This window comes from Gemmatimonadaceae bacterium (genome assembly GCA_035606695.1).
Taxonomy (GTDB): Bacteria; Gemmatimonadota; Gemmatimonadetes; order Gemmatimonadales; family Gemmatimonadaceae; genus JAQBQB01.
On sequence record DATNEW010000027.1, the window covers coordinates 246,087 to 263,526 of the forward strand.

The 17,440-nt window shown below is 65.7% G+C and carries 16 protein-coding genes; 12 read left to right on the forward strand and 4 right to left on the reverse strand.

Translation table 11 applies throughout. The features are described 5' to 3' along the window. The first annotated feature begins 1 nt into the window (after position 1). From VN706_14325 to VN706_14340, 4 genes are all read left to right on the forward strand, one after another. Positions 2–2,428, forward strand: coding sequence for a polysaccharide biosynthesis tyrosine autokinase (locus VN706_14325; protein ID HXT16811.1), 2,427 nt, complete (start codon positions 2–4; stop codon positions 2,426–2,428). Continuing rightward, positions 2,429–3,457: an NAD-dependent epimerase/dehydratase family protein gene (locus tag VN706_14330; GenBank protein HXT16812.1), complete on the forward strand. Its 1,029-nt coding sequence runs from the start codon at positions 2,429–2,431 to the stop codon at positions 3,455–3,457. A gap of 230 nt (positions 3,458–3,687) precedes the next feature. Then, positions 3,688–5,292, forward strand: coding sequence for an MraY family glycosyltransferase (locus VN706_14335; GenBank protein ID HXT16813.1), 1,605 nt, complete (start codon positions 3,688–3,690; stop codon positions 5,290–5,292). Between the two features lie 67 nt (positions 5,293–5,359). Beyond that, positions 5,360–6,238, forward strand: coding sequence for a hypothetical protein (locus tag VN706_14340; protein HXT16814.1), 879 nt, complete (start codon positions 5,360–5,362; stop codon positions 6,236–6,238). A gap of 64 nt (positions 6,239–6,302) precedes the next feature. On the opposite strand, the gene VN706_14345 is transcribed toward VN706_14340, so the two are convergent. After that, the gene (locus VN706_14345; GenBank protein HXT16815.1) at positions 6,303–7,679 is read right to left on the reverse strand and encodes a sigma 54-interacting transcriptional regulator; all 1,377 of its coding nucleotides are present in this window, start codon (positions 7,677–7,679) and stop codon (positions 6,303–6,305) included. A 343-nt stretch (positions 7,680–8,022) separates the two neighbouring features. Between VN706_14345 and VN706_14350 the strand changes: the two genes are divergently transcribed. Together VN706_14350 and VN706_14355 are read left to right on the forward strand one after the other, a co-directional pair. Then, on the forward strand, positions 8,023–8,781 hold the full coding sequence (locus tag VN706_14350; protein ID HXT16816.1) for a hypothetical protein: 759 nt from the start codon (positions 8,023–8,025) through the stop codon (positions 8,779–8,781). A gap of 189 nt (positions 8,782–8,970) precedes the next feature. Continuing rightward, positions 8,971–9,525 carry a Rieske 2Fe-2S domain-containing protein gene (locus tag VN706_14355; protein ID HXT16817.1) on the forward strand — a complete coding sequence of 185 codons (555 nt, stop codon included), beginning with the start codon at positions 8,971–8,973 and terminating at the stop codon, positions 9,523–9,525. 12 nt (positions 9,526–9,537) lie between these two features. Here the strand turns inward: VN706_14355 and VN706_14360 are convergent, their stop codons facing one another. Then, a complete protein-coding gene (locus VN706_14360) occupies positions 9,538–10,644 on the reverse strand; it encodes a putative sulfate exporter family transporter (GenBank protein HXT16818.1) in 1,107 nt (368 codons plus the stop codon). Between the two features lies 1 nt (position 10,645). Between VN706_14360 and VN706_14365 the strand changes: the two genes are divergently transcribed. Both VN706_14365 and VN706_14370 read left to right on the forward strand, forming a co-directional pair. Further along, positions 10,646–11,560: a LysR substrate-binding domain-containing protein gene (locus VN706_14365; GenBank protein ID HXT16819.1), complete on the forward strand. Its 915-nt coding sequence runs from the start codon at positions 10,646–10,648 to the stop codon at positions 11,558–11,560. 29 nt (positions 11,561–11,589) lie between these two features. Next, positions 11,590–12,990, forward strand: a complete 1,401-nt coding sequence (locus VN706_14370) for an erythromycin esterase family protein (protein ID HXT16820.1) — start codon at positions 11,590–11,592, stop codon at positions 12,988–12,990. A 255-nt stretch (positions 12,991–13,245) separates the two neighbouring features. On the opposite strand, the gene VN706_14375 is transcribed toward VN706_14370, so the two are convergent. Beyond that, complete coding sequence (locus VN706_14375; protein HXT16821.1) at positions 13,246–14,205, reverse strand: glycoside hydrolase domain-containing protein; 960 nt, start codon at positions 14,203–14,205, stop codon at positions 13,246–13,248. A gap of 157 nt (positions 14,206–14,362) precedes the next feature. On the opposite strand from VN706_14375, the gene VN706_14380 reads away from it, so the two are divergent. The 4 genes from VN706_14380 (at position 14,363) to VN706_14395 (ending at position 16,958) form a co-directional block, all read left to right on the forward strand. Beyond that, a complete protein-coding gene (locus VN706_14380; protein HXT16822.1) occupies positions 14,363–15,037 on the forward strand; it encodes a DUF4142 domain-containing protein in 675 nt (224 codons plus the stop codon). Between the two features lie 99 nt (positions 15,038–15,136). After that, complete coding sequence (locus tag VN706_14385) at positions 15,137–15,811, forward strand: DUF4142 domain-containing protein (protein ID HXT16823.1); 675 nt, start codon at positions 15,137–15,139, stop codon at positions 15,809–15,811. Then, positions 15,808–16,254, forward strand: a complete 447-nt coding sequence (locus tag VN706_14390; GenBank protein ID HXT16824.1) for a hypothetical protein — start codon at positions 15,808–15,810, stop codon at positions 16,252–16,254. The genes VN706_14385 and VN706_14390 overlap by 4 nt, the downstream gene beginning before the upstream one ends. Continuing rightward, complete coding sequence (locus VN706_14395) at positions 16,251–16,958, forward strand: HAD family hydrolase (GenBank protein ID HXT16825.1); 708 nt, start codon at positions 16,251–16,253, stop codon at positions 16,956–16,958. The genes VN706_14390 and VN706_14395 overlap by 4 nt, the downstream gene beginning before the upstream one ends. Here the strand turns inward: VN706_14395 and VN706_14400 are convergent. Then, entirely contained in the window at positions 16,939–17,439 is a 501-nt protein-coding gene (locus VN706_14400; GenBank protein ID HXT16826.1) for a hypothetical protein, read from the reverse strand. The two genes, VN706_14395 and VN706_14400, sit on opposite strands and share 20 nt — an antisense overlap. Position 17,440: the final 1 nt, after the last annotated feature.

The following is a 17,440-nucleotide window of genomic DNA, read 5'->3' on the forward strand; positions in this document are numbered from 1 at the left end:
CATGAACGATACGCCCATCACACCGCAACGCATTCTGCCGCCGACCTACTCGCCGAACGTCGAGGCGGCGGCCGACGGCGTCGATCGCGACTCGTTTCTGGCGTCCGTGCTCGAGGTCGTCGCGCTCGTCCGTCGCCGCTTCTGGCTCGTGCTGCTCGTGACGGCAACGACGGTCGGCATCGGCACCTATCTCGTCCTGCAACAAAAGCCGGTGTATCGCGCCACCGGCGTCATTCGCCTTTCGAATCTCCGGCGCACGATCTCCGGCGGCCTGGCCGATGACGAATTGGACAAAGTCGGCGCGGTCACCGACCCCGTGCTGTCGCAGATTCAGGTGCTTCGGAGCCGCGCGCTTGCCGACGAAGTCGTTCAGAAAGAAGGTTTGCGCCTGCAAGCCGGGACGCACACCCTGCCGCCCGGCGTGATTCGCGACGTCGCGGTGAGCCGCGATGCCGCGCCGCGCCTGCTGCATCTTCGATTCGACAAGGCCGGCGTGCGAATCGACGAGCTGTCCAAGCTCGGACTCGTCGCGTACGGCACACCGATCGACATCGGCGGCGGCACGTTCGTCGTCGATCATCGTCCGTCGATCGAGACCGCCGACCTCGCGATCGTGACCAACGATGCCGCCGTCGACGGTTTCATCCGGAATCTCCGCGCCACCGTGCGCGATCGCACGGACATCATCGACGTCGACTACGCCTCGGCCGATCCGGCGGTGTCGCAGCGCGTGGTGAATTCCACCATCCTGTCGTTCCAGGCGCTCAGCGCGCGCACCGCGCAGCAGCAGTCGGTGCGCCGGCGCGAGTTCGTCGAAGGGCAACTCGCCAAGGCCGACGCGCAGCTCTCCGAGGCGCAGCTGGCCCTCAACAATTTCCGAAGCCACCAGCATCTCTACAGCCCGCAGGACAAGATCCGCGGCGAACAAACCGCGATGTCCACGCTCGACACGCGACGCCAGGAGCTCGCGAGCGATCGCGACACGTACGTATCGCTGCTCGGCGCGTTGTCGAAGAAATCGGGAACGAGCACGGATAATCTCGCCGCGGTCGCGTCGTCGCCGGGCTTGCAGCAGAACGCGCTCATCGGGCAGCTGTTCTCGCAACTGCTTCATCTGCAGGGCGTCCGCGATTCGCTCACGACCGGCGTGTGGAGCACCCCAGCCTCGAGCCCCGACGTACGGCGACTCGACACGATGATCGTCGGCACCCAGCAAAAGATCGTGAGCGCGGTGCAGGGCCAGATTACCGCCGTCGATGCACGCCTCGCCGCACTCGACGACCTGCGACAGAAATCCGACGCCGAGATGGCGCGCTTGCCCAGCGCCGAAGCAGAGGAGGTGACGCTGCGCGCCCAGGTCGAGGCCTACCAGCGGAGCGCCGAGCGGTTGCAGGACGAGCTGCAACACGCACAGTTGGACGAAGCGGTCGAAGCCGGCCAGGTCGAGATCGTCGATCGCGCTCCGCTGCCGCGCGCGCCGATCGGCGCGTCGCGTCGCACGACGCTGATCTTCGCGCTCATCCTCGGCTTGATGCTCGGCAGCTCCGCGGCGTATCTCCTCGAGAATCGCCGGCCCGTCATTCGCCGGCGCGAAGGACTCTCCGACGCGCTGCACATCCCGACGCTTGGCCTCATTCCGCAGGTGAAGCACGACATGCCGGCGTTCTATCGGCGGCGCAACGTGGACCGCCGCCAGGGAACTGGACTCATCCCCACTCGGCACGGGCGGCCGGCGGTGACCGAGCTCGCGACGCTCTCCGCGGCCGGCTCGTCAGGCGCCGAGGCGTATCGCACGCTGCGTACGAATCTGATGTTCTCGACGTTCGCGCCGACCACGAAGGTCCTCGTCGTCACGAGCGCGTGCCCGGGTGAAGGCAAGACGACCACGTCGACGAACCTCGCGATCACGTACGCGCAACAAGGCTTCCGCGTCCTGCTCGTGGACTGCGATCTGCGGCGTCCGACCGTGCACAAGGTATTTAAGGTTTCCTCACAGCCTGGCGTCGCCGACGTGATCCTCGGCAAAGCGACGCCGACCGAAGCGATTCGCGAGAGCGGCGTCGTGAATCTCTCGGTGTTGCCGGCGGGAACCATTCCGCCCAACCCGACGGAGCTTCTGGGCAGCGAAGCCGGACGCGCGCTGCTGGAGTCGCTGGCCAAGACGTACAACGTGATCATCGTCGACACACCGCCGCTGCTCCTGGCCTCGGACGCGGCCATCCTCGGCTCGACGGCCGGCGGCGTGCTGCTGGTTGTGCGCGCGGGCAGAACCGAACGTGGCACCGCGCAGGCGGCCGTGCAGCAACTGTTCGCCGTCGGTGCGCGCGTACTCGGCAGCGTGCTCAATGATCCGGACGCGGAAGTCGCCAAGTACACATCGTCGTACTACAACTATTACTACTACAACTACGAGTCGGCGCGCAGTTAGATGGCCACTTATCTGATCACGGGCGGCGCCGGGTTCATCGGTTCCAGCCTGGCCGATGCGTTGTTGCAGCACGGCCATCGTGTGCTCGTCATCGACGATCTGTCGACCGGGCGGCTCGAGAACATCGCGCATCTGAAGGACCACCCGTCCTTCCATTTCGCGCGGTCGAGCATCGACAACGAGCTCGTGCTCGACCGGCTCGCGTCGGAGAGCGACATCATCGTGCATCTGGCCGCCGCGGTCGGCGTGCGATTGATCGTCGAGCAGCCGGTGCGCACCATCGAAACGAACATCATGGGCACCGAGGCCGTGCTGAAAGCGGCGATGCGGTACGGTGCGCGCGTGCTGATCGCGAGCACGTCCGAGGTCTACGGCAAGGGCACGCAGTTCCCGTTCACCGAATGCGACGATGTGCTCCTCGGCTCGACGGACAAGAGCCGCTGGGCGTACGCCGCCAGCAAGATGATCGACGAGTTTCTGGGCCTCGCGTATTTTCGCGAGTACAACCTGCCGGTCGTGCCGATTCGCTTCTTCAATACGATCGGCCCGCGCCAGTCCGGCGAATACGGCATGGTCGTGCCGCGGTTGCTGCGCCAGGCGATCGCGCGCGAGCCGCTCACCGTGTTCGGGGACGGCCGCCAGCAGCGCTGCTTCTGTTCGGTGGACGACGTCGTCGACGCCATCCAGCTGCTCGCCGAGCACCCGGCCGCGCCGGGGCAGGTGTTCAATGTCGGAAATCCGTATGAGGAAATTTCAATTCTAGAACTGGCAGAACGTATTCGGGCATTGACCGGCTCGGGGTCCGAGATCACGTTCGTGCCGTACGCCAAGGCGTACGCGCCGGGATTCGAGGACATGGATCGCCGCGTGCCCAACATCGCGCGCCTCGAGGCGCTCGCCGGCTGGCGCCCGCGCCGTTCGCTCGACGAAACGCTGCGCTCCATTCACGGATGGATGCTCGCCGAGGCGTTCTCGTTGCCGATGCAGGGCGCGACGCCGCTCGTTCCGCGCCCATACGTCGTTCGATAGCCATCCGTCGACGTGATAGGTCCTGCTCTCTGAGGCGGGGACAAGCGGGCAGAATGTCCACTGTTGATGCGTAAACACTAATATTTCCCTCGGAAACTGCGGCATTTCGTGACAACCTCTTGCGAATGTCTGTGACCGAGGGGCATAATGCCCGCCCGTCGCTCGACGGGCCTGGAATGACCGACGTTGGTCGTTGACGCGCGCCGCACGCAATTCCCTCCGCGGGCGTAATGACGTTTCTCGCGCTCTCTCTTGTAGCCATCCTCGCGTACGCGTTCTCGGCGGCCGCCGTGCCGTTGATCGTGCGTGTCGCGGAGCGCCATCGGCTGCTCGATTTCCCCGACGAAGAGCGTCGCGGACATTCCAAGGCCGTCCCGCGTCTCGGCGGCGTCGCCGTCTTCATCGGCATGGCGAGCGTGCTTGGTCTCGCCGCCGTCGTCGGACGACTCGGAATCTCCAGCCTCGGTCCGCTGCCCACGCATCCCGGCGCCCTACTCGCCGCGTGCGCCATTCTCTTCGCGATCGGACTGCTCGACGACCTGCGCGGCGTGCCGCCCGTCGTCAAGCTGCTCGGACAGACGCTCAGCGCGCTGATCGTCTGCGAACAGGGCTTTGCGATTCCGCGCGTCGCGTTTCCGCCGAACTTCGTCATCGAGCTGCACGCGTTGCAGATGCCGATCGCCGTGCTGTGGCTCGTCGGCATGTCGAACGCGTTCAATCTCGTCGACGGCCTCGATGGACTTGCCGGGGGCGTCGGCGTCATCGTGCTCGCGGCCGTGACCGCGGCCGCGGCCGTGCTCGGCAATCCCACGGTGCCGTTCTTCTGCATGGCACTCAGTGGCGCGCTGCTCGGTTTTCTCAAATCCAATTTCACGCCCGCCCGCATTTTCCTTGGCGACTCGGGCAGTCTCGTCGTTGGGTTTCTACTCGCGCTCCTCGCGGTGAAGGGCGCGACACGCCTGGACGGCACGGTGCTGGCCATCGTACCGATCTTCGCGCTGTCGTATCCGCTGCTCGATACCGGTATCTCGATGCTGCGCCGCTGGCTTCGTGGACATCCGCTCTCTCGCGCCGACGGACGCCACATCCATCATCAGCTGCGCGCGCTGGGCCTTTCGCCGCAACGTGCAGCCGCCGTCATCTATATAGAAGTGGCGGCGGTCGCCGTACTCGGCTTGTCGGTGACGTTTGCGCCGCCCGCGGCTACGGTCGCGATCGCCGCGGCCGGCGGCGCGATCCTGCTCTTCATCTTCGCGTACGGCGTGCGCTGGCTGCAGTATCACGAATTCCTCGAGGCCGGCACCGTCGTCGTGTCGGCCGGCTCGCGCATGCGCGGGGCCATTCGCGATACGATCAGCGCACGCGACATCGCGCGACTCATCGCGGTCGCCGGCACGCTCGACCAGGTGAACGCCATTCTCGAAGATGCCGCCGACATCTTCCGATTCGCGCACATGAGCGTCGGCCGGCACATGAATCACACGCCGGCGCACATGTTGGCCGACACGCCGCTCCCGCGCGTATGGAAGGTCGAGTATCCGATCATCACCGAACATGGCGCGTCGGTCGACGACTTCGACGGCGACGCGATGGTGCTTTCGATCTGGAGCACCATGTCCGTGCAGCCCCGCGCCGCGAATGTCGAGCGCGTCGCGGCGATCCTCGCTCCCGCCATCGCGAACTGGAGTGAGAACGCCGGTGCCGTGCTCATTCGGCGCACCCAGCCGCGGCGCGTATACTCGCCGGCATTCGCGACTCGGCTCGTGGCGAACAAGTTGCCGCCCGAGCTTCCGAGCGTGACGGCTCACGGGCGCGAACGGCTGCCGATACACTGACGCCCGTCGCGCGAGCGCCGGACAAAGAAACGCATTCCATTTTGCTCGAGATGATGAAGTGACGCTCATGCGTCGACTTCTGCGCGCACTCGGCGCGCGCAGTCCGCGCCTTCGCGCCGCGATGATCAACGCCGCGCGTGAAGCGGGGCTGCAGGACGCACTGTTGACTCAGTATCGCGAGATGGCGGCGCGCGGCGTGCTTCCAGCGTTCAGCGATGCCGAGCGCCGTTTTCTTTCACAGAACGGCGAGGACGGGATTCTGCTCATGCTCTTCGGCGTGCTCGGCATGGGCGGCCGTCGCGCGATCGAGATCTGCGCCGGCGACGGCATCGAATGCAACTCCGCGAATCTCATCATCAATCACGGCTGGCAGGCGCTGCTCGTCGACGGTGACGCTCGTCAAACATCGACGGGTGCGCGCGTGTACGCACATTTACCGAGTACCCGCCGCTCGCCGCCAAGGTTCGCGACGTCGTGGGTGACCGCCGAAAACGTGAATGATCTGATCCGTTCCAATGGCTTCGACGGCGACGTCGACCTGCTCTCCATCGATCTCGACGGAATGGATTACTGGATCTGGAAAGCGCTCGACGCCGCCCGCCCGCGTGTCGTCGTCCTGGAGTACCAGACGGCTTGGGGTCCGCGCGCGCGCAAAACGGTGGAATACGAGCCGGCCTTCGAGCTTCGCACCGGCAACGGTCCGCGCGACTGGATTTTCGGCGCAGGCGCATCGCTCGGCGCATTCATCGCACTGGGCGCCGAGAAGGGCTATCGATACGTTGGCAGCCAGTGCCTTGGCTTCAACGCGTTCTTCCTACGGAACGACGTAGGGTTGGAGCATTTTCCCGAGGCGGATCCCAGCGCGGCGTTCCTGCATCCGCACGCGCAAGCGTGCATCGCGAACGGCCAGAGCGCGCTTGCGCACTATAGCTGGATGGATGTGTAACTGAATCGCTCGTGAATCCGTCTTTCCGCGCCGGCCCAATGGGCCGGTTTTTTTTTGCGGTCAATCACTGCGGTGCAGTGACCTCGCGAAACGGTTCAATTGGTTGAACCGTCTCGATCGGCATCATCCCGCGTTGCGCGCGCCGCAACAACCGCTGCAACCGCGTCCGAGAGATGCCGAGCCGCCGTGCCGCGTCGCTCTTGTTGCCGCCGCATCGCTCGACGGTTTCCTGCACGGCATTCCGAATGATCGCGCTCAGCTGCTGCGACGGCGTCGGCCTCGATGCGAGCGTGATCTCGGCGTCGTCGCGAATGTCCTCCGCGTCGATCCGCGGATGCGTCGCCAGCAATACCGTCCGCTCGATCACGTTGCGCAACTCGCGCACGTTGCCGGGCCACTCGCGCCTGCGCAGCAGCCGCTCCGCGGCCGGTGTGAAGCGGGCGCGCTCGAGCTTGTAGTCGCGTGCGAACCGCGCGAGAAAGTGACGCGCCAGAAGCGTCACGTCGTCGCCGCGAACGCGCAGCGACGGAAGGTGGATGGGAACGACGTTCAGTCGGTAGAACAGATCCTGCCGAAACTCACCGCGCCGTGCGGCGCGCGCGAGATTCACATGCGTCGCCGCGATCACGCGGACGTCGATCGGAATCGTCTTCGTGCCGCCGACGCGCCGAATCTTTCGCTCCTCGAGCGCGCGCAGGAGCTTGCCCTGCAGCGACAACGGCAAGTGTCCGATCTCGTCGAGAAAGATCGTCCCGCCGTTCGCGACCTCGAACAGACCCGGCTTCGTGACGACGGCGTCGGTGAACGCGCCGCGCTCGTGACCGAACAGCTCGCCCTCGAGCAGAGCTTCGGGAATCGCGGCGCAATTGACGTCGACGAACGCCGCGCTGCTTCGCGGACCGTTGTCGTGCAGCGCGCGAGCGAGCAACTCCTTGCCCGTGCCCGTTTCGCCGGTGATGAGCGCCGTCACGCCGGGATGCGGAATGATCCGCGCGGCCTGCTCCAGCGCCGCCTTCATCACCGGACTGTCTCCGAGAATCGCGGAGAAGTCGTACATGGCGCCGTCGACGACGACCGACTGTCGCGATCGCCGCTCGGCGAGTGCCTCGCGTTCGGTCAGCACCCACGCCGAAAGTGCCGCCGTGTCCTGCGACAGCACGAAGAACTCGGCCGCTCCGGCGCGCAAGACACGCGAGACCAGGCGATGATCGGCCAGCGACGCCACCGCGGCGATCGCGCAGCCCGATGATTCCAGTTCTCTAAATACGCCCTCGAGGCGCTCCTCGTCTCCGCCCGCCGCCACGATGCCGATCGCGTCGTGACGAGCGAACGCGTGCGTGTCGGCTGCCGCCTCGAAGCGAAGTCCGGCGCCCGCCGCGAGGCGCGGCCAATAGTCCGAGAACGACTCGCTGAGCGAAAGAACGAGAAGCGTGTCCGACATGTCGCGGCGAATGGGGGACGGATTCACGACTTATAAATGCTGTCGCATTTCAGGCGGTTCCCCTGTGGCGCGCGTCACACACGCCGTGTGCCCGTGCGTCGCTGTAGCAAAACGGAGCGCGGTCGGCGCGTTTCGCTACATGACCCAGCTCACACGAAAGGATCTCGTCCGCGAAGGCGGGCATCACATCCCGCGCGATGCCCGCCTCGCGACGCGAGTTAGGTCGATTACCTCATCCATACGACCGCGTGTGATACACCGCACATGATAGGGGAATGCGCGGTGCACGGGTGTCCCTGCACTCGCATGACTGCGTCATCAACCTCAAAGGGAGCACCGAACCATGCAGGGTAGTTTGAGAACTCTAACATTCAGCGGCGTCGCGGCCGCCGGCCTCATGGTCGCCGCCGCCTGCTCGAGCGACAACTCGCTCGGCGTGAATGGCAATTCGTCGTCGCAACTCGCGTTCACGACGGCGTCCACCGGCGCATCCTTCGCCGCGGTGCCCGTCACCAGCGGGGGCCACACGCTCAACCTCACCGCCGTCACCGTGACGGTCGCGCGCGCGGAGCTCAAGCGCGCCGAGAGCGACAACTGCCCGGGCGACAACGACAACGATGACGATCATCCGGCCGCGGCGCCGAGTACGGCCGCGTGCGGCGAGCTCAAGCTCGGACCGTTCAACGTCAACCTGCCGCTCGACACGACACTCGTGACGCTGCCAGCCAACACGATTCCGGCCGGCACGTTCCGCGAGTTCGAGCTGCGCGTGTCGCGCGTCGAGCTCAAGGGCACCTTCGACGGCACGGCGTTCGATGACACGATCGCGGTGGACGCCAAGAGCGAAGTGCAGTTCTCGACGCCGCTCGTCGTCACCGACAGCACGCCGACTTCGATCACCGTCAACGTCCCGGTCAAGAACTGGCTCGTGAACGCCGACGGCTCGCTCGTCGACCCGACCAAGCTCGCGACGTCGCCATCGCTCTTGGCGCAGGTTAAAGCGCGCATCGCCGCATCCTTCCGCGCGTTCGAGGATCGCAATCATGACGGCCACGACGATCACGACGGCGGCGGCCACGACGGTAAAGGCGGCAACGACTGATCGTACATGACAATCTCCTCGCTGGGTGAGCGAGACCGCACCGCTCACTCAGCCGGAGAATGCACGATGACATTCGAGTTCGTATCTCGCGCGTCCCACGCCAACGATCGAGCTCGTCCGCGCGTTTTTCTGAGGCACACCCGCCCGATTCCGGGGTAGGGTAACGCAGCCGACGAGGGTCATTCGATCATGAGCACACACGACGAACTCAACGAGACAACACCGGGCGACCAATGTGAGGGGCACGGCTGCGGCCTGCCCCACACGCGTCGCCAGTTTCTTCGCGATTCCTTCCTGAGCATGGCCGGGGCGCTCGTCGCCGTCGGCGTGTCACGCCGCACCGCGCTCGCCATGCCGCTCGAGTTCACGGAAGCGCGCCGCGCCTCCGGTGCCACGCGCAGCTACACACTTCCCGCCGCGGACGGTGCGCAGATCGACAAGGACAACGAGGTCATTCTCGTTCGCTGGCAGAACGCCGTATATGCGTTCGCCCTCTCCTGTCCGCATCAGAACACCGCGCTCAAGTGGGACGATCGCGAACACGGCTTCCAATGCCCCAAGCACCACTCGGCATTCAAGCCCGACGGCGAATACATCCCCGGCAGCGGCCGCGCCACGCGCAGCATGGATCGCTTCGGCATCTCGGCGGCGGGCAGCACCGGCGTCGTCGTCGATCTCGACAAGCTCTATCAGGAAGACGACGACGCGGCGCAGTGGGCGAACGCCGTCGTACACCTGAAATAAGAGAAATTAGAATTATCGCAACGCCAGCACGCGAATGAGCAGGATCGCAGTCGCAATCAGCGCGATGAGCGATCCCGCCACCGCGGTGGCCACCCGCGATCCGACGCGCCGCACCGAGCGCAAATCCACCGACAATCCGAGCCCCGCCATCGCGGCGATCGTCAGCCAGCCTGCGACGAGCTTCGCCTCGTTCGCGACGACGTCGGGAATGACGTGCGTGGAACGCAGCGCGGCGAGCACGACGAATCCGGTGACGAACCACGGAACCAGGCTCGCCCGGCGCTTTGGCAGCGACGACGTCGCGGCGTCGCTCGGCGCGCCCAATCCTGAGTCGCGCCGGCCGATCAACGAGAAGAACATCACGACAGGCCCGAGCATCAACACGCGACCCAACTTCACCGCGGTCGCGACCTGTCCACTCAACACGCTCACGGCGAACGCCGCCGCGAGCACCTGTGGTACCGCGTAGACCGTGAGCCCCGCGAGCACGCCGTACTGATAGTTGGAGTAATGCAGCGGGATCATCAGGAGCGGCAGACCAAGCACGACGAGCACACCCAGCACCGCGGTCAGCGCGATCGACGCCGCCACATCCTCACGCTCAGCGCCGATCACCGGCGCGACCGCGGCGATCGCCGAATTCCCGCAGATCGAGTTGCCGCACGCAACGAGCACCGCGAGCCGCGGCGTGAGACCGACGCCGCGGCCGATGCCGTAGCTCACGACGAGCGACACGCACACGATCCCGACGATCCCGAACGCCAGCCACGGTCCCGACGCAAAGAGTCGCGGAATGTCCATCGTGGCGCCGAGCAGAAAGACCGCGACCTCGAGGATTTCTTTGCCGACGAAGCGAATGCCCGCGTCCTGTCGCGGGCTGACGCCGCCGGCGGTGCACACGGCCATTCCAATGAGAATGGCCAAAACGAGCGCCTCGATGATCGCCCGTCCGAGGAGGTGTTCTTCAGCCGCGCCCCCGGCGACAGCCGCCAGGGCGACAAGAATGGAGATAAGGACGCCTGGCCACAGGACGCGCCAATTCAACCGCATAGAGGGAGGATAGTTGGCGAGGACACAATGAAGCCAGTACATTGTTCTTATAAATACATAACTTTTCATTATGGCACTCAACCTCCACCACCTCCGGCTCTTCGCGGCCGTCGTCGACCATGGCGGATTCACCCGCGCTGCCGAGGCGCTCAATCTCAGCCAACCGGCGATCTCCAAGTCGCTCAAGGAGTTAGAGGCGGGATTGGGCCTGTCCCTCATCGACCGGGAGGGACGCTCTCTTCGGCTGACCGACGCCGGCCGCGCGCTCCATAGCAGGGCGCGCGAGCTCTTCGGTGTCGAACGAGTGGCCGAGCGGGAATTGCGGGAGCTTCGCGGGCTCAAGCGGGGCGCGCTTCGCATCGCCGCCAGCACGACGATTGCCACCTACCTCCTTCCGCCCGTGCTCGGGCGGTTCCACCTTCGTCACCCGCGCGTCCGCATTCAGACGTCGAGCGCGAACACGCGTGCGGTGCTCCGGCTGTTGCTCGAGGCGCGGGTCGATCTGGCGCTCGTCGAAGGGCCGGTGTCGGACGCGGGGGTCATCGCGCATCCGTGGCGTGACGACGAGCTGGTCGTGATCGCGCCGCGCGACCACCGCTTGTTGTCGGAACGGCGCGTGACGGTCGAGGATGTCGCGGCGGAGCGGATGTTGGTCCGTGAGCCGGGCTCGGGCACGCGAGAAGTCAGTGAAAGCGCGCTCGCGCGACACGGCATCCGCCTCACGCGCACGATGCGCGTGGGCGGCACGGAAGCCATCAAGCAGGCGGTGGCGGCGGGACTCGGACTTGCGATTGTCTCGCGCGCGGCGGCGGCGGATCAGCTCGCGCTTGGACGCATTGCGGTGTTGCACGTCGAGGGGCTGACGATCAAGCGAACGTTGACCCGGCTCGAGCTGCGCGATCGGACCGCTACGGTCGCCGCCCGAGAGATGGTAGAGTTGTTGTACGAGGACAACGGCAATGCCGATGCGTCCGGCGTCGGCTGATTAGACATTCATCGAACCAACGCACGCTCATGCGAACGAATCCGCACATGCACTACGGACACTGCAGGCACTACATGTCGAGCTCCGCGCGAAGGTTCGCGCTGACTGTCGTCTCTTCGTTCATCGTTGGAATCGCGGCCTGTCATTCGGCGCCGCCACCACCGCCGCCACCGCCGGTACCCTTGAGCGACTCGGCGACGGCCGCGCTGCGGTGGGTCGAGTCGCACGCGTCGGCGTTCGGCGCTGACGATTCCGTCGCGACGCCGGCGGAGCGCGCGGAGATCTTCGCGCTCACGACTGGCGCGCGCATCATCGGCTTCAGCGAATTGAATGAAGGCACGCACGAGTTTCCGTACGTCGTGCGGCGCGCGGTACTGGCGCTCGCCGACTCGGGCGTGCGCGGCATCGCCATTCAGGCGTCGATGGCGGACGCGATGGAGATCGATCGCTACGTCCGCGGCGGCAACGGCGATGCGCGGCGTTTGCTGCGCACACTCGACAACTGGCGCTGGGAAACGCGCGAGATGGTGGCCCTGGTCGAATCGATTCGCGCGTGGAACATGGCGCATCGCGACCGCGAGATCGGATTCTACGGGTTCGAGATTCCAACCGCCGCGCACGCGGTGCGCGTGATCACGACGCTACCCGATTCACTCACCGGGCCGGCGCTCAAGTCGTGGCTCGTGCAGCACTATGCCTGCGTCGCGATGAACGAAGGCGCGCACTGGGGACTCGAGGGTCGCGCGGCCGACAGCACGTTCTGGGCGTCGTGTGGTCCGGCCACGACGCAAGGGTTGGACAGCATCGTCGCACTGCGGCGCCGGCTGGGCTCGCGCGGCGCGTCGGATTTAGCATTTGCTGAAGAGATGGCGCGGCTCGTCGCGCATCACGTGAGCGTTGGGTTGCGCCGCATGAAGCGCGAGGACGCGAACGCCGAGCACGTGATGTTCCTCGCGAACATCGCCGGCGAGAATGCGCGGCTGGTGTTGTGGGGCGGCGACGTCGAGATGGGACGTCTGACGCTCGACAAGACGACGGTGCAAACCGGCGTACCGCTTGGCCAGCGGCTTGGCGCGCGCTATCGCGCGATTGCGTTCACATATGGCGACGGCGTGATTCGCACGCACGTGCCGAATCCGAATGCGCGCATCGGCGACGAGCCGGGTCTGTCGACGATCACGGTGACGCCGCCGCAGCCGAACACGTACGAAGACGTGTTTCGCCGCGCGCCTGAGAGCGCCTATTGGCTCGACATGCGCGCGCTGCCGAGTGATCTCGCGGGGGCGTGGCTCAAGGGTCCGCGTCCGATGCGGTTTATCACGGACGCCTATTCGCCGCTCGCATCGCCGACGGCGTTCCAGACGCCAATCGAGTTTCCCGCGAACTACGACGCGGTGGTGTTCGTGAAGAAGGTGTCGGCGGCGAAATAGATCGGTCATCCTCGCGAGCCGAACGAACGCCGTCATCCTCGCGAGCGGAGCGAGACGAGGATCTGCTTTTCTGCACGCTGTTCAAAAAAACTCAAGCACGGACTGTGAACCGCGACGGACTCTGACGGGCACGGAGACAGCGGAAACCGCAGTCAACTGTAGTCAACTGTAGTCAACGCCGTCTCCGTGCCTGTCCGCGTATGTCGCAGTTCACAGTCCGTGACAAATTTTTTTGAACGGCACGGGTACTCCAGACTATTCCGTGCTAGGCGACGCCACACTCGCCACACTGATATCGACCGGCAGGCGCACGCCGTTGTGCTCGCGCACCACGTCGAGCAACCCCTGCCACGCCGTCGCGAACTTGTGGCCCACGTCCGTCGGCGCGCGGTCGACGTCGAAGCCGCCGGTGCCGGCGATCCAGAACGCCGGATCACCCGAGACACCGGCGCGCGTGTACTCGTCGCTCACGTCGTCGTAGATCGTGCTCGCGTTGCGCGTGTGGGCATAGATGCCGGGCTTATAGCGACCGTCGGCGAGCACGGCATGCGTCCACGCGCGGTAGTAGTCGCGCATGCGTTGCGGCACCGACGTCATGTACTCGACGTCGAGAAAGATCACGGTCCCGTTCGGAAAGCCTTCGCCCTGCGCGGTCCCGATGGCGCCGCGTGCATCGATCGCACCTTGCGCCGCGTTGACGTACGACGCCGCGCACTTGCCGTCCCGGCTCGTCGCGACGGGAATGGTCGACGTGCGCGTCATCTTGTAGGTCTTCGCGCGATGGCCTTTCGTCGCCTTCCTGTGGACCGTGACGGTGCGCGTCGTCGGCGCGAAGCTCTTGCCCCACGTCTGCTGACCGACGTAGATGACCGCCAAGCCCCATCCGTTGCGCACGAGTTGCGCGCGCTTGCCCGACCACGTGTCGTCGGAGTGGCAGGGAGCCGACAGATAGTAGCCGACCCATTCGTATTGGCCGGCACGCTTCCAGGCGTCCATCGCCTTGTCGCCGGGATATACGTTGGTGTCGAACCCAAGATGGCTGCGCGTCGCCGTCGAAACGAGCTGAACCACTGCGCTGTCGATCGTCGCGGGCGCAGCAGCGAGCTCGGCCGCTGCGGCCGGCAGCGGCTCATGCACCAGCTTCGGCGATTCGAGCCATGCCGATACGGCCGCGGTCGCCACGAGCAAGGCGTTGCGCAGAGTCTGCTTCTTCATTGGCGGCTGTTAGGGAAATGTGAATGCGTACGTGTGACGCACCTCACGCCTCGATGTTACCCGCCATCTCGAGCCGGGTTCGTACAGAAATTGCTGAGCCAGCGCACGGTCATCCCGGAACGACCGGGCGATTCAACCTGTCTGGAGGACGGAACGTATGTCGATGCGTCTTGCGCGTAGCATTGCAGTGATCGGCACCTGCGCACTGTGGGCCGCGTGCGCCAAGGGTGAGAACAAGTCGGACTCGGCCGCGGCGGCTGATTCGGCCGCGAAGGCGGCAGCAGCGGCGCCGACGACCACCGCCGCCCCGGCACCGGCGCAGCTGACGGACGCCAACATCGCGGCGCTGCTCGATGAAGCGAACATGGCCGACAGCGCCTGGGGCAACATCGCCACGAAGAAGGGAACGGCCGCGTCGGTGAAGGAGTTCGGCAAAATGATGGAGCGCGATCACCACGCGTTGCGGAAAGCCGGGCAGGATCTCGCAAAGAAGCTGAACCTTACGCCGCAAGCGCCGGCGAACGATACGCTGCCGGCGACGCTCCAGAAGATGTCCGACAGCCTCAACGCGCAAGCGAAGGGCGCGGCGTGGGATAAGGCCTACATCGATCACGAAGTCGCCGTTCACCAGTCGGTACTGTCGCTGCTGCAAGCGGCACAGGGCGCGGCGCAGGACACCTCGCTCAAGGCGCTGATCACGAAGGCAATCCCGAACATCCAGGCGCATCTCACCAAGGCGCAGGACGATCAGAACAAGCTCGGCAACGCGGCAGCGGCGCCTGCGGCGGCTCCAGCCGACAGCACGAAGAAGGGCGGCAAGAAGAAAGGCTGAGCCGCCGAGCCCGCACCAACGGTTCGGCGCGCCTCTTGAAAAGGATGCCCGGGTGAGAGCCCGGGCATTTCTTTTTTTTCGACGAATCAGGATGTTGTGATGGACAGCGGACTCACCAAAACGATCGGATTGGGAATCGTCACGGCGGTGCTGGCGACGTTTGTGGCGCTGGCGGACAGCGGCGCGAACGAAGCCGCGGGAACCGTCGCGGTCGCGGACACCACACATCACGACTCAGCCGTGACGGTGCACTGGATGACCGACGGCAACGTCACGTCGCTGCTCACGGCGATCGACTCGCGGCAGAGTGCGCTCGCGAACGCCGAGCTGCAGGCGTGGCATTCGGACACCGTGCGGGCGTTCGCGGCTGACATGGTTCGCGGAACGGCAGAGCTGCAACACACCACGGATTCGCTTGCCGCGAAATTGCGGCTCTCGCCCGCGGCGCCGGCAATGCAGGACTCGCTCGTCGCGGCGCTGCAGGCGCGCATCGATACCGTGAGCATGAACCACGGTCCGCAGATGGATCGCGTGTTCGTGAAGCAGTCGATCGCGGCGAACCAGCTCGCCGCCGACTACATGTCGCAGCTGTCGGCCGTCGCGCAGGCGCCTGAGCTGCAGGCGGTGCTCGAGACAGCGCAGGGACGCGCCTCGGCGCAGGTCGCGCGCGCGCAGCAGCTGCAGTCGATGTTCGCGGTGGCCGACTCCGTCGTCGCCGATTCACTCGCGCGGCGCGCCGCGGCGCACCGCAACCGTCAACGCACCAATCGATGAGCGCCCAGCAACGGCCGCAACAACCCCAAGAAGCCGAGCCGGCGTCGAGCGTGGTGCTCGTCGATGGATCGAACGTGGCGCATTCTACGGAAGGCGAGGGGCCGCGGCTCGCGAACCTCATCGCCATTCGGGACAAGCTGAAGTCCGAAGGCCTCGAGCCGATCATCGTCGCGGATGCGGCGCTTCGCCATCAGATCGACGACGCGCGAGCGTACGAGCGACTGATCGAGGAAGGCCACGTCCGGCAAGCGCCCGCCGGTACCGATGCGGATTATTTCATCCTCGCGTTCGCGCGCGAGCTGAACGCCAGCATCGTGTCGAACGATCGCTTTCGCGATCGCATCAAGCAGTTTCCCGAAGCACGCGATCGCGTCATTCGGTACATGATCCTCAACGATGAAGTGGTGCTCGAGCGGAGAACGCATCGGCGTCATGATTCGTGAGTGATGCGCCGGAGGGCGTCGATGCCGGCGCGACGCTGCGTGGCATTCTCCTCGACGTCGACGGAACACTGATCGACAGCAACGACGCCCACGCCAGTGCATGGGCAGACACGTTTCGCGAATTCGGGCTCGACATCGCGTTCGATCGCGTGCGGCCCTTGATCGGCATGGGGGGCGACAAGCTCTTGCCCAAGCTCACCGGCCTCGATCACGAGAGCGTCGAGGCGAAGCGCATGACGGCGCGACGGAAGGAAATATTCAACACCACGTACCTGCCGACCTTGCGCGCGTTTCCGTGCGCGCACGAGCTGCTCGCGCGCTTCAAGGCCGACGACCTGCGGCTCGTCATCGCGACCTCGGCCGAGCGCGAGGAGTTGAACAAGCTGCTCGATCAGGCGGGGCTCGAGGAGTTGGTCGACCGGAAGACGTCGTCGTCGGATGCCGATCGCTCGAAGCCGGATCCGGACATCATTCAGGCCGCGCTCGACCGCGGATCGTTCGCCGCCGGCGAAGTCCTCATGCTGGGCGACACCCCGTACGACGTCGAAGCAGCACGACGCGCGAACATCCCAACCGTCGCGTTGCGATGCGGCGGTTGGGACGATCGTGCGCTTGGCGGAGCATTAGCGATCTATGATGACGCGCGCGATCTGCTCGCGCGGTATGAGGCGTCGCCGTTCGGAATCAGCGCCGCACGACGTTGAGCTCCGAGACGTTGAATCCGGTGGCGTCATCGGTGGTGAGGCCGAGAAGGGCGAGTCCCTTCACTTGCATGATGGGCGTGGTGATGCTGCACGGACGGCCGGAGTTGGGGCAGATGAAGTGCAGCGTCAACGTCACGCCGTCGGTGGTGCCGGTCATCGGGCTGGTCACGACGATGTTGCCCTGATTGAACAGCGTGGACGTGAGGGTGCCGGTGACGTCACTGCCGGTTTGAACGAGCACGAAATCCACACTGGCTTCGCCGGGCGTGGCGGCGTAGAGGAAGCCAAACCACTCGCCGGTCACGTTGAGGGCCTTCACGCCGCCGCCGCCACCGCCGCCGCCGCCACCTCCCCCTCCCGCGACGCCTTTGGCGAATTGTGCGGGGCCCGTCGGCGTTGGGGTCGTCATCGTGTCGGAGCAGGCGGCGGCGAAAAGCGCGACCGACGCCGTGAGGAAAATGGAGCGGATGGAGTGGCGCATG